The following is a 12891-nucleotide window of genomic DNA, read 5'->3' as shown; positions in this document are numbered from 1 at the left end:
AAACATATAAAAAGCTATACGTTCGGATAGCGTTTTTTTTTATCCCGAAATAAGTTCCTGAAGCCAAACAAGAAAAAGCAGGGATTTGAAGATCAAATCCCTTTGTCATCATTTACCTGAATCTCCTTCCCTTGCCGAATTTCCTGCGCCTCCTGCCGCGCGACATCGCCACAATTCCTGCAGCAAGGCCGACTACGCCGATGAACACGACCACCGCGGCCATCGCACCCTTTGACGACTTGGACGGGCCTGATTGTGCGCCTGGGCCCTGCACCACTGCCTGCTGAATCGTGGTTGTTGCGACTGTAGGCCTCAGCTGCGGCTGCTGCTGAGTCTGCTGCATCAGCGCAACTATGGGATCCGCAGGTATAGTGAACCTGATTGCGCACCCTCCTGTTGAATTGGATATGGAGAATGGAGTTATCGCCTCCCAGGTTCCGTTCTTGAGTATGTACGGCTGCACATTGCTCAGGGTGCAGTTGTATGTCGTTTCCAGCTGCAGGCTCGTCACGTTGAGCGAGTTGCTTACAGATATGTTGAACACGTACAGCTTGTCAAGTCCGGAAGGCGCGTTGGGCGTCGCTGTTGTCACGTTTGTTATGGTGACGAATGTGGTGTAGTTGCCTGCGCTTACCCCGAATATTCCGGTAGAGGATATTGCGAACGTGACATTGAACTGGCCTATCGTGTTGGACGAGTTCGTTGCGTTGTTAAGCAATATCGGCGTGTTCTGGAAGAACTGGAACGAAGCCGTCTGAAGTATCGGTATGTATGTTATGTTCTTAAGCTCAACGTTGCATCCCGATGAGAGGCCGATTATCTGATCGGACTGGCCTATCGAAAGGGTGTACTTGTTGCCGTTTACCGTTATTCCCGCAGTTGTCGGTGTTATGAAGTTCTCGGTAACGTTAAGCCTTGTTCCGCACAGCGTAAGGTTGAACGTTGCGAGCTGCGACACGTTGGCAACGTTGAAGCCGTTGGTCATCGTTGTAACCACAGGCTTGAAGGAGCTGCCTCCGCCGCCTCCTGATGGAGCTCCGCCGCCTCCTCCAGGGCTGCCTCCTCCGCCTCCGCCTGATCCGCTTCCACTACCGGAGCTGCTGCCTCCTGTTGTGGGGCCTGATCCTGTAGTGGATCCCTTGACCAGCGTTGAGGTAGTGGTGAAGTTGGTGTAGTTAGCGTTGCCATTCATGAACTTGAACGTGTACAGGCCAGGGTATCCCTGGCCTATCTGCACCGTAATCACCGAATTCGCGTAGAATACATTGGATGTGAACGGGAAGTTCTGCGCTGGTCCGGTAACCTCAAGTATCCAGCTGCTCTGGTTGCCGATTGTCTTGGTTCCGTTGAAGGTTATCGTTTCAGTGTCGTAATAGCCGACAGTGCCGGGGTTTGTGTTGGAGCACGTTGTACGGCCGCCCCCTGGCGGTGGTGTCGTGCAGTATGTGACTGTCGCACTTAGTGTCGTGTTCCTGTACACGATAATCGTGTTGCTTGATGTTGCAACCGGATCGTGCGTTGTCGTGCCAAGGTCCAGTGCACTGACATCTACCAGGTAGTTGCCAACTGCAGGCAGCGCCATGGTGTTGGAAGAGCTTATCGTGTTTATCGTTGCATTCAACGCGTTTGCGCCGTTTATGAGCCACGCAAAGCTGAACGGACCAGTTCCGTTGAGCGTCAGTGCGTTCGTGACTGCGCTGTTCCCGTACATTATAGAGTTTGTAAGGACTATCGTGTTCGTGGCTACGACATTATCAGTTATCGGGGCGTTGAATACATATGCCGCCAATGATGCTGCGCCTGCAAGATCCAGATTCGCAGTAACCGCATAGTTGCCGGGGCTCTGTGATGTGCACAGAGCAAGGAACGCAGTTTCATAGGTATCAGCGCCAGTTACGTTCTGTATGATTGTGCAGCCATTGGGTATGATTATGTTCCCGCCGTCAGGATTGGCGCCGCAACCGTACCAACCGCACCCTACCGCTATGACTACGGATGAGCCCAGGGTGTTTGTAACATGGTAGTCTAGCGTTTGTGTATTAGTTCCAGATGGGGACGCGCTCGTGTATAATTGATACGGACCTGGGTTGCTTAGGCCGATAACTGCACCGGCAAGATCCGGACCTGTAGAGGCCGTGCTGAAGCTGCATGTGCTGCCAGTTTGATGACCAATGGATGATACTCCAGGATATGTTGAGCCGAATGTGGCAGCATCGTTTGCGTCAGGAACCCATGAAGTGCTTATGAGCCCGTTATTGCCTGCGGCGCCTGCACATATGTAAAGCGGCGATCCGACCAAGGTATTTGAGGTTGATACGGAAAGCATGTTGGATGTGCTTGTGGCTGAGGCAGAATCGATTGTGCTTGCCTCTATCTGAGTTGGATATGACACCAGAAGATGCGTGCCGGGAATGACATTCAGCCCTATTGTTGCAGTAGGTGCAGAAACGTTGGTGAATTGGGTTGTTGCACTGTCAGTCAGCTGCAATTCGAAGTTGTAGCTTCCTGTTGCTGTCATCGCGTTCGTGCTGAATACGCATGAGACTGCCCCGCTTGCCAATAGGCCACTGCCAGAGGGTGTTGCGCATATGGACGAAGGCGCAGCAGTGTAGCCGCCTATGCCGTTGTACTCATAGAGCCACTGGTACGAATACGGGAATGATCCTGCATACGTCCCGTTGTGCTGCATGGTGCTGCTTATCACTGTTGCCTGTCCCTGGTCCATGAGCGTGTTTGTAGGCAGGCCCACTGTAGGCATAGCCTGCCTGTTAACTGTAATCGTTGATATTGATGTGTTAGTCACTTCGTTAGTGGTTGCGCTGTCAGTCACCTGCAATCTGAATGAATACAGCCCCACAGGGGTTGAACCTACCGTGCTGTTCGATGTGGTGAACTTGCACGTGAGTACTCCGTTGACCATGATGCCTGTTGCACCTGTAGACCCGCTAGGGACTGCGCATACAACGTTTGACCCAAAGACCTGGTTCGCAGGAACATAGCCGTAATATCCCACTACGTTCTCTGGCCATACCAGCCACTGCCAATTGTATCCGTAGGTTCCAGTTGCTGGAAGTGTTGTAGACAATACAGTTGTCTGCCCCTGATCTATGACAGTGTTGGTCACAGAGAGCGGAGACGATGATGCCGTAAGCGTGGAGTTCACATGCACTGTTACAGGTGCGGATGTCGTGCTTGCAGCGGTTGATGCGCTGTCAGTTATCTGCAGCTCGAAATCGTAATAACCAGTTTGGGTAAGCTGGTTTGTCGAGAATATGCATGATTCCGATGTTAATTTCGGCTGGCTTGCCCCCGATGGGGTTGCGCATTCTGTTGAAGACGCAGCTGCATACGAGCCGCCGTTGTACGAAACAAGCCACTGGTACGAATACGGATATGTGCCAGTTGCCGGAAGAGTGCTTGCAATCACTGTAATCTGGCCCTTGTCCACAAGGGTGTTTGTTGCAGTAGGCGTGGATGCTTGTGTAAGCGTTTTATTGACGAAAATTGTGTTGGGCGATGAACTGAATACGAATGGCGTGCTAATTGTCCCCTTGTCTGTAGCAATAGCGTTGAATGTGAATGAATTGCCGTTCACAGGCGATGCTACGGTAAAGCTTACCTCATTTGTCCCTCCGGAAGCCACCATTACGTTCGCATTCTGATTCTTTGAGCCGGTTATGTTGAAGAGCTCAACATCAAACGGGCCCGCACCATTTGTTGCGGATATGGTATATGTTTCAGTCTGCAGCGAATCCGTGAGGGTGTTGCTCGGTGCTATGGTTATCTTCGGAAGCTTGTAGAGATTCACTTGCACTGGCGAGGTGAGTATTGACGTTGGTGTCGTTGCCACTGTGTCGTTCAGCTTAAGCGAGAATTCATACACGCCATCCTGCGACAGCACGTTGGTGTTGAACACGCATTTGAGTGCGGCTCCCTGCGATACCGATGCGCTTGAGTTTACGATGCAAAGAGAGACAGGTGCTATCATGTTTGCTCCGCCGTTAAGCGAATATACCCACTGGTATGAATATCCTCCTGAACCAAGCTCTGGGTTTGGTATGGAAGTTGATATTACGGTGGTTTGGCCCTGGTCTATTACAGAGTTTGACGCTGTTGGAGTAGATGGTTGCTTTAGCGGTTGGTTTAGCGTTATCAATGTCGACCTTGGCGACGTGTTGACTTCAGGCGGCGTTGCCCCTGCAGTTGTACTGTCATTTATCTTGAGCTCGAAATAGTATCCGCCAAGCGGTGCAGTAAGGGTATTTGTCTTGAATGTGCAGCTTACCTGCTCGTCTGCAAGCGCGGTTCCGCTTGCAGTGGCTCCACACTGCGCAGTTGCAGGAGAGAAACTGCCTCCGCCATTGGTTGAAACCATCCAGTTGTATGTGTATGGCGGCGTTCCGCTGCTTGGCAATGTTGCAGTAATTATGGTGTCTTCACCCTGGTCCATTATGGTGTTTGTTACGGTAGGCTGCGAAGGCGCCGTAAGGACCGTGTTGATGGTAATTGAATCAAGTGCCGATGTATTGGACTCCTGCAATGGGAAAAGTCCCACACCTGTGGATGTGCCTGTGTCATTGACCTCTATTTCAGCAGTGCATGCTCCGGTGCCGGTTGGGGTGAATGTCAAAGCAGGTGTAGATACAGTACTTAATGATACGCCAGTACAGCTTGATCCCCATAGGTAAAGGCCATAGGATCCTGTCCCTCCCTGCGTGTTGGAAGAAAGGGTCATTGTCTGCCCGTTGTCCATGTTTACCGGCGAAGGAGATACTGTTGGTGCGCTGAGTACTTTGTTTATTGTTATAGAGCCTGTGCTTTCCTGGACGGTATTAAATCCGTCATTTACGTTGACCTCTATCCCGCAAACGCTGCTTGATTGGCTAGTCGGCGAATACACAAATGTGTTGGAATCACCGGGATTCTGGCCCGCGAAACCTGGGCAATCAGTGCTGCTGCCCTGCTGCCAGGAATATATGTAGTTGCCGCTTCCACCGGAAGGTGTTGCGACAAGCGTTATTGTCTGTCCCGCATCCATTGTAACTGAAGAGGTAACATTAAGCGATGCAGAAAGCGGCGGATTAACCACGAGCTTCACAGGAGTGGATGTGTTCGATTCAGGGCTCAATGAGTTGTCAGTCACAGTAGCGCAGAAGTAATAAGTGCCGGGGGTGTTGATCTGCGAGCCAGGTACAGAATAAGTCACCAAAGCATTTGTAGACTGAGTGGTGCTGAATGACGCCCCAGCAAGAGAGCCGCATGAGTCTGTGCCTGTTGGCTGGGTCTGGGCAATCTCAACTTTGTATGGAGATGTCCCGTTCATCCAATTACTGACATCAAATGATATCGGCGTTCCAACATCGACAACTGAATTGGATACAGTAAGGGTAGGTGCCGTAAGTGTCGGGTTTATAATTACATTATAGGATACATATTCGTCTCCTACAGGATTGCTTGCATCAAAGACATCAAAAGATACAGGAGTTATCTCCCCGGGCTTAGTTGTATAGCATGATACTAAGCTGCCGCCATAACCTGCGGTGAAGGAGATTCCAGTATTGCCGTCTTTATTTGCATAAAATACAGGCATCGGAGAATCCGACCATGGGATGTTTGGATTGCCACTCACTGAAGGAGATCCCCAAAATGCATTATAGTAGTATGTACCACCTGGGCAATAAGCCGATGGGTATGACAGTGGACCACCTATCGTGTAGGTGAAGAAGTATTTGCCAATGTTATAGTAGACGCCTGTTGGCGGGCAAGAGCTCCATTGCTCGTAATTTTCTGTAGCATTGCCATAGCACCCGTTACTTCCGCCTGTAGCAATTCCTTTGAAGCTAATTGCCTGGCCTTGGTCTATGTACCAGCTTGCTGTAGAATTGGTGCTTACGAAATTCGTGCAGCTAGTTGAGCCTGCGCAGGCCTGCAGTTGAGCAGTAAGCGCATTTGTAACATGAGAAAATCCTACAAGGAAAAGCGCACCGAGCGCTATTATTAGCAAATAACTCCTAACACTATTCATTTTACCCCCGCTAAATATGACTTCCAGACGGCAACGCAAACACTCATATAAAAAGCTGTGTACGAAACCGCTAGACTTCAGTATCTACTTGGAATCTATATAATATTTAAAGTTTTGCTTTTTTGCGATTAGCGGAATAAAAGTTTTGTGGTGCCGTTTTTCCCTCTGATTCTTATTTTTATAAAAAGCAGAAACGCAGTCACAAAACCGATCAATCGGTGCTCCATACCAGGGTCTTGTACTCGCTTTTCGTGTCCATGCTCCTTATGGGGAGCCTTCCAATCAGTATTCTGTCTATCTCCCCGTAAAGCATCGTTATGCCGAACTTCCTGAACAGGTCCTTGTGATGAAGCACGTCCTCCCTGTAGCCTATGCTGAAGCTGTCGAATGCACCAAGGGTGAAGAAGTCGTAGCTGCCTATTAGCGGCGCTGTTATTATGTACCTGCTTATGAGCGAATTCTCGTCGTCGCTGGTGAATGCCTTCCTCGCCTTTGCGGACGCATCCTCATAGCCCTCTGCAGGTATGTACTTGCTGAAGAACGTCATGAATGATATGCTCTTCGGCGGCTCTATCGATATTGTGAACGACTTTATGTAGCCCATTCGCATTATGTTGTTGAAGTTGTACACCGCGGTGTTCACGTTCATGTCCAATTCCTTCGCGAGCTCCTGGAAGCTTATCCTTGAGTTGCTGTTCAGTATGCGCAGTATCTTCTTGTACTTCTCCTTTATGTTAGCCTTTTCTATTATCTCGTTCCTGAGAGGGAAGAATCCAAGCTGCCTGTGCACTACTTCTGAGCTGTGCCATTCGACCTTGTAAGGCGCAAGCAGCGTTTGCATCTTCTTGTCCCAATGCGCGTATTCCGTACCCGAAAGCGCATTCGCATATATCAGCATGTCGTACGTGCCCTTTACCGATGCGGCGACCTGCGGTATGTGCGACTTGTTGAGAAGGGCCGCAACCTTTGCATAATCTGGCTTTGCCTTGAACTTCACAAGTATGAGGTGAGGCCTGTTTAGCCCCAGCTTCTCCTCATTCAGTTCCAGTATGTAGTGGATCTTGAGCTCCTTCTCCATGCCCGAGAGTTTCAATGCCGCGGTCCTCCTTGATATCTTGAGCATGTTAGCTATTTCAGTAATTTTTGCCCTTGAATTTGCAGAGACTATTCTGACCATCTTCCTTGCGGTTACGCTGTACCTGTCGTTGAACTCGCTCCTGATACCCCCGCCATCCATGGTATTGCTTGTCAGGGAACCTTTAAATATGCTTACCATAATGACAATAATTTCAGGATATTTAATGAGAATTGAAACTCCTTATTTCTTCGGCATTCTTAGTTTCGCATTTTTTCCCGAGCGCTTGTGCTGCAAAAACGTAAATAGAATTGCGCATATTTGGATCTTTACTGCATTCTGAAAACCGAAATGAAAACCTAAAGATTTTATAACGGTATTTAAGCCTTGATGACCAGATGTTAGTGTGGTTAACATGAACGGGAAAATAGCAACGATATCGGCCTTGGGTGTGCTGATAGCCTTCGTTTCGATGGCTCTTGCAACATCCACGCTGAGCTTTGGTACAAACCTCAACACGCAGATGAGCGTTGGTTCCGGCTCGCATGCGAATGCAGCTACGTATTCGGCATCGCAGCAGAGCGCGAATGCATCTGCGGCAACGCAGCAATCTGCAAACGCAAACGCCACATCTGATATTCAGGGCAATTCCACTGTTGGAATGGTTGCAGGCACCGTAGTTGACCTGGGTGGAAACATGAATGGGGGTGCAAACGCAAATGCAACGGCTATGGCACAGCAGAGCGCGAATGCGGGCTACAGCGCTAACACCAGCCCGCAGTCAGGCGCGGAAACCTCTGCCAACGCACAAGCCAGTGCAAATGCCGGCATCATTGCACAGATAGAAGTAGAATTGTCTAGGGTATTTGCGAGCATACAGGCAAGCCTTAGCATAGCCTGAACTTTTTCTGCTTGCAGCTGCATTGTGCAGCTGCGTTCTCTTTCTTTTTTCTTTTAGCTGCTGCCGGTGATTTGCCAACCTTATAGGGTATCAAAACAACAAACAATTGCCAATAATTTTTACAATAAGTTAACCTTTAATAGCCATTCGCGACAATTCTTACTATTACAATGCAGTGGGGAAAATGAAGATAAAGCATGTGGCTAACGTTTATCTTGTGCTTGCGCTGGTGCTGGGCGCACTTGTACCTGTAATGCTCAAGATAGCGACGCAGAACATAAACATATACGAGTACCTCATGCTCACGTTCCTCGTGTCGCTACCGGTATCGTTCATGTTCGTGCTCTTCAGGAGGAAAACGGGCAGGCTCATCGGCAGCATGAGGAACGTCAAGGAATTCGCATTTATAGCCTTCCTTGGGCTCCTCAATTACGGAATGCTGGAATACGGCCTTGCTTATTCCGAGAAATTCATAAGCTCCTCACTTGCTACTGTCGTTTACAGGATATCGCCGCTCCTCATGCTCATATTCCTTCCGATAATACTCAAGGAGCGCGTGAGCAAGCTCCAGATAATCGCCTTGCTGCTAGGTTTTGCGGGCCTCTACATAGCAATAACAGGTGGCAGCATAACCGCATTGGGAGGCGCAAACACAGCTATCATAGGATTCGTCGCGCTGATAGCGCTTTCATCCGCCTTTGTCAGCGTTGCGATAAAGAAGTACTCCTTCGACATGGAGATAGCTGTTTTCATATTCAGCCTCGCGACATTCGTGTTCTTCGCAGCGCTTTTCTTCGCGGTAAAGGCGCCTTTCCAGCCCGTAAATGCCAGCGCCCTGCTGGCGATACTCTACGTAGGCGCGATATACAACGTATTCGTTGGCCTCATGTACTACGGGGCGCTGCGCATGATAAAGACTACGCTCGTAACAAACGCGTATTTCCTGTCGCCGTTCATAACCTTCCTTTTCTCGTGGATCATGCTCGGCGAGCGGATATACTTCTATTACATAGCGATAGCGGTCCTCGTATCCGTAGGGCTGCTGATGCAGAAATTCGACAGGAAGGGTGGAACTTACCTCTCCAAGGGCACTGCCAGCAACAGGACGATACATGACGTTACAAGCGCGTTCGTCAATACCGATGCGCCTTCCATATACAACATAATAAGGTCCGGAGGCAGGGTCCTAGCGATAAAGATAGACAGGGAGTCCAAAAAGGCGATAGGCACAGTAAAAAGGCAGCTCAACGAGGAGAGGCGCAATACGCTCATATATTTCAACAGCGAGAAGAGCCTGATAAACAAGGAGCAGGACCTGTTCATAAAGGAGATAATGGGGGTGAAGCAGGACGAGGTCGTGCTCATGAGCGCAGGGGATCCAAGTGCGGGCGAGGAGGCGCTTTCGGCAATAGCGGCGCAGATACCCTGACAAGCCCATTTCCCCAAAGAGAATGAATAAATATTACTGGCACAGCAGATTATCTGCTATAGAGTGAAGGGATGGAAAAGGAGGTCCAAAAGGGCATTGGAAATTCCGGAAAGGAGGAGCTGCGCCTCACACTCAGGAAGAGGGCGCTGCAGAAGCTCGGCCTCGGAACTGCTGACAGGTTTGAAGGCAGGGAGGGAAACAGGGAGCTCATCTATTACATGGATGGACTGCGCAGCGAAGGGATTATAAGCAGCGGCGCAAAGAGAAAGACAGTCAAGGCCCTGGACAATTACAATGACATACCCCATGCGATGTACGGAGTATCATACGCCATATACCGCATGGCCAAGGAGATGGAAGAGCACCACCGATTGAAGATCAAGGACATAGGCTTCAGGCGCAACGCGATGGAAGGCACGTTCAGGAACCTTTCCGACATATTCTCCGACAAGGATTTTGTGGAAATGGTAAAAACATCGGCAAACGCGATACGGAAGGCAACGGGCAGCGAGGAGCTCATATCAAGAAACGTATTCTCCATGGTCTATGACGGCAATTACAGGAATTCTTCTTTCCATGGAAAGGATGGCATATTCATGAGCCCTCGTTACGGCAAGGACGAGGTAGTTGGTTGCGCCGAAGTGATAATGATGGGATATAAAAGGCGCGAGGAGTTCGACAGCTTCTTCGAGAAATACACAGGAAGCAGGCCGGAAGCTAGGATAATAGCGCTGAAGGAGGAGAAATACGGCCATTACCTTCCAATCAAGGACGAGGTGTTCATAAGCGCGGCAACGTTCAACAGCGTATCAACTGCAACGACAATAGTGCACGAGCTCACCCACAGCCTCCAGTACAGGAAGCTGAACGCGCCGTACCTGACTTATTCCGAAGACGGCAAGAACGAGACAGGGACAAACGCCGAAGGGGAGGGCGTTTACAAGAATTACGGGATAATCAGCAGCACGATAGCCGAAGGCAGCGCGTGCTTCTTCCAGGAGGTATACTCAGCAAGCAGGTTGGGAAAGGAATACCTCAACAAGGATTTCCTTCTGAAGAGCCTGGACGTGTACGCCAACTCATTCTTCCACCATAAGGAAGGGGAGAGCAGGGCAAGCATGGAAAAGCTTGGCGGATGGATTGAAAATATATACGGAGCCCTTGGCGACAGGTCAAAGAACCCTGCTGATTCCCTATACAATGCCATGGCCAAGGATTACGACAGGGACAAGTCAAACAAGTACGGAATGGGCATTGCGATACCTGCGCTGCTCTATGCGGCAAACGGCTTCGACCTGAACAGGACCACGAAGGAGCTGATAGACGCGCAGCCGTACCACATCCTTGTGGAAAAGCTGGCGCATGAGGTAAAGAATGACACAGACGGGAAGATCATAGGCAGCCTGAAAGAAATAATAAGATGAAAAGCAAATGCATAATGGTAGGTTGAATGGAGAAAAAGAAGGATGCGCTGGAGGCGCTTGAAAGGAGGCTTTCTGGCAGCGGCATAACGCTTAGCAAGAGCAGCGGCGGCGAGAGCGTGCACCTTTCCGTTGTCTGGACTGTTACGCGAAAGGAGCTTGAGAAGTTGAACGGGCAGGATTACCTCAAGAGGTTCGAGGAGGCGCTCCCCGAGGGCGAAACCCCTGCAGGGGAGATACAGAGGAGGGGCAAGATAGACATAAACCTGACCGTCGCATACATCAAGGAGGGGCTATACGCGATAAAGCTTGCAACGAAGGAGAGGAGTGCCATGTTCAGCCATGTCTCCAAGGAGAACAAGGGGCTAATCAACGACGCAAAGAACATATCAAAGATGAAGGAGCTGCTCGACAAAATGGTAAAGAATTCAAAACTGGACTAAAATACTAATCGGATTCGATGAAGAAGAATTTCTCTGATCTCACTGTCATAATACCAACCCTCAACGAAGCCAAGAACATACCAAGGCTGATAGACCTTCTAACAAGGAGATACAAAGATGTCAGGATAATGGTTGCAGACGACGGCTCAAGTGACGGTACGCAGGAAGCGGTGACAAGGCTTTCAAGGGGCAATAGCAACATAAAGCTGCTCGACAGGAGCGGGAATCGCGATCATGGGCTCACCTCAAGCGTTATAGATGCGGCAACGCGCGTGAATACCGCAAAGACAGTGGTCATGGACGGGGATTTACAGCACCCTTTCCAGAAAGTCGGAGAGATAGCAAAGGCCCTTGACGGCAACGACCTTGTGATAGGGGTAAGGACGACGGTGAGGAACTGGGGAATCCAGAGGAGGATCATATCAATGTGCATGAATTCCTTCGTTTACAGCGCATTCAAGCTTGCGGGAAGGCCTACATGCAGCGACATGATGTCAGGATTCTTCGGGATAAGGACTGCATTGTTCAAGACGCTGATAAGAAACAACAGAAGCGAGTATGTGGGAAGCGGATACAAGGTGCTGCTTGACACGCTCAGGGTAATAGGAAAAGATGCAAGGATTGACGAGGTGCCGTTTGGCACCTTCCATGAAAGGAAGTATGGCGAATCGAAGCTCGGGATAAAGCAGGTATGGAATACGCTGAAATCCACCCTGAGCTAGCCTGAGCGCAATTGATCCACGCCTATGTGCACCAATTCGTTCTTGTACAGATCGCGCTTGTTGTTGCCGCTGAATGCCGCTAGCACGTCGCCTATGGCCGTAGCGTCCCCTTTTACTGCCCTTGCTATCTCGGGCATCAGTAACATCATCTTTATTGCCTCCGATTCCTTTCCGTTGAGCAGGTATTCATCCAGGGTCTTGGTTATTGCCCCGAGGACCTTGTTTGAAGCGCCATCATAGCTCTCCGATCTTGATACTTCGTCTATTACCCTTTCCGCGCTGTGGACAATATCCTGCTTTTCCCTTGAGGGCTTAACGAACCCGACGGTTTCCATAAACGACTTCAGGTTCTCTATCCCGTCGATGTCGCCGCTGCCCTTTATGGTATTCTTGGCGATGTCTATGACGCCGTGGAATATATGGTAGCTCTGTGCAGGCGCTGCCGTTTCCGAGAACGTGCCTTTTACAAGAAGCATGAGCTTGCGCGTAGCTTCCGTGCCGGTGAGCCTCTCCATCTGCTCCAGGCCGTCTTTTATCCCTTTGCTGTCGGATCTTTTCGCAATCTTGCGCGTATTTTCCACCTCTGCCCTTGCATACATTGAGGTATTTTCAAACTTTGACAAAAATTCGCTCCTTTCGCCTTCTGATATCGGTTGAACCGCGGTTTTTTGCATTATATCATCATCTAGGGTATGTTTTGCCAGATATTTATATATTTTGCACAGGAGGCGGTGTAGAAATCCTTCCAAAACAAAATAAAATGATTCATGTACCTGTAAATATTGTACACAATATCGACTACAACCATCTCCTTTCTTTGCATACGGAGCAGTCTACTCCTAAGACCATCTCCAAACTTGTTCTTCTCGACAAAA

General features: G+C 49.6%; 9 protein-coding genes. 5 read left to right on the top strand and 4 right to left on the bottom strand.

Going from position 1 to position 12891, the window contains the following annotated elements:
• Positions 1-112 precede the first annotated feature (112 nt).
• Positions 113-6025: a hypothetical protein gene (locus tag KGI06_04060; GenBank protein MDE1871385.1), complete on the bottom strand. Its 5913-nt coding sequence runs from the start codon at positions 6023-6025 to the stop codon at positions 113-115.
• Positions 6026-6236: 211 nt separating this feature from the next.
• The gene (locus KGI06_04055; GenBank protein MDE1871384.1) at positions 6237-7301 is read right to left on the bottom strand and encodes a winged helix-turn-helix transcriptional regulator; all 1065 of its coding nucleotides are present in this window, start codon (positions 7299-7301) and stop codon (positions 6237-6239) included.
• A 214-nt stretch (positions 7302-7515) separates the two neighbouring features.
• Here KGI06_04055 and KGI06_04050 point away from each other — a divergent pair, with 214 nt between their 5' ends.
• The 5 genes from KGI06_04050 (at position 7516) to KGI06_04030 (ending at position 12016) form a co-directional block, all read left to right on the top strand.
• Positions 7516-8001: a hypothetical protein gene (locus tag KGI06_04050; protein MDE1871383.1), complete on the top strand. Its 486-nt coding sequence runs from the start codon at positions 7516-7518 to the stop codon at positions 7999-8001.
• Between the two features lie 184 nt (positions 8002-8185).
• Positions 8186-9430, top strand: a complete 1245-nt coding sequence (locus KGI06_04045; GenBank protein MDE1871382.1) for an EamA family transporter — start codon at positions 8186-8188, stop codon at positions 9428-9430.
• A gap of 71 nt (positions 9431-9501) precedes the next feature.
• Complete coding sequence (locus KGI06_04040; GenBank protein MDE1871381.1) at positions 9502-10854, top strand: hypothetical protein; 1353 nt, start codon at positions 9502-9504, stop codon at positions 10852-10854.
• Between the two features lie 26 nt (positions 10855-10880).
• Positions 10881-11294: a hypothetical protein gene (locus tag KGI06_04035; GenBank protein ID MDE1871380.1), complete on the top strand. Its 414-nt coding sequence runs from the start codon at positions 10881-10883 to the stop codon at positions 11292-11294.
• A 17-nt stretch (positions 11295-11311) separates the two neighbouring features.
• Entirely contained in the window at positions 11312-12016 is a 705-nt protein-coding gene (locus KGI06_04030; GenBank protein ID MDE1871379.1) for a glycosyltransferase, read from the top strand.
• Here the strand turns inward: KGI06_04030 and KGI06_04025 are convergent.
• Together KGI06_04025 and KGI06_04020 are read right to left on the bottom strand one after the other, a co-directional pair.
• The gene (locus KGI06_04025) at positions 12013-12690 is read right to left on the bottom strand and encodes a hypothetical protein (GenBank protein ID MDE1871378.1); all 678 of its coding nucleotides are present in this window, start codon (positions 12688-12690) and stop codon (positions 12013-12015) included. The genes KGI06_04030 and KGI06_04025 overlap by 4 nt on opposite strands.
• Positions 12691-12701: 11 nt before the next feature.
• On the bottom strand, positions 12702-12891 hold a 190-nt coding region (locus KGI06_04020; protein MDE1871377.1), incomplete at its 5' end, for a hypothetical protein.

This window comes from Candidatus Micrarchaeota archaeon (assembly GCA_028866575.1).
Taxonomy (GTDB): domain Archaea; phylum Micrarchaeota; class Micrarchaeia; order Micrarchaeales; family Micrarchaeaceae; genus UBA12276.
The sequence above is the reverse complement of the archived record's forward strand: the minus strand, read 5'-3'. Positions and strand labels throughout refer to the sequence as shown.

Bases quoted from the DNA above. Each gene is read 5' to 3' on its own strand.
- KGI06_04030 (MDE1871379.1), top strand. From the start codon at position 11,312: ATGAAGAAGAATTTCTCTGATCTCACTGTCATAATACCAACCCTCAAC.
- KGI06_04045 (MDE1871382.1), top strand. From the start codon at position 8,186: ATGAAGATAAAGCATGTGGCTAACGTTTATCTTGTGCTTGCGCTGGTG.
- KGI06_04050 (MDE1871383.1), top strand. From the start codon at position 7,516: ATGAACGGGAAAATAGCAACGATATCGGCCTTGGGTGTGCTGATAGCC.
- KGI06_04060 (MDE1871385.1), bottom strand. From the start codon at position 6,025: ATGAATAGTGTTAGGAGTTATTTGCTAATAATAGCGCTCGGTGCGCTT.
- KGI06_04055 (MDE1871384.1), bottom strand. From the start codon at position 7,301: ATGGTAAGCATATTTAAAGGTTCCCTGACAAGCAATACCATGGATGGC.
- KGI06_04040 (MDE1871381.1), top strand. From the start codon at position 9,502: ATGGAAAAGGAGGTCCAAAAGGGCATTGGAAATTCCGGAAAGGAGGAG.
- KGI06_04035 (MDE1871380.1), top strand. From the start codon at position 10,881: ATGGAGAAAAAGAAGGATGCGCTGGAGGCGCTTGAAAGGAGGCTTTCT.
- KGI06_04025 (MDE1871378.1), bottom strand. From the start codon at position 12,690: ATGCAAAAAACCGCGGTTCAACCGATATCAGAAGGCGAAAGGAGCGAA.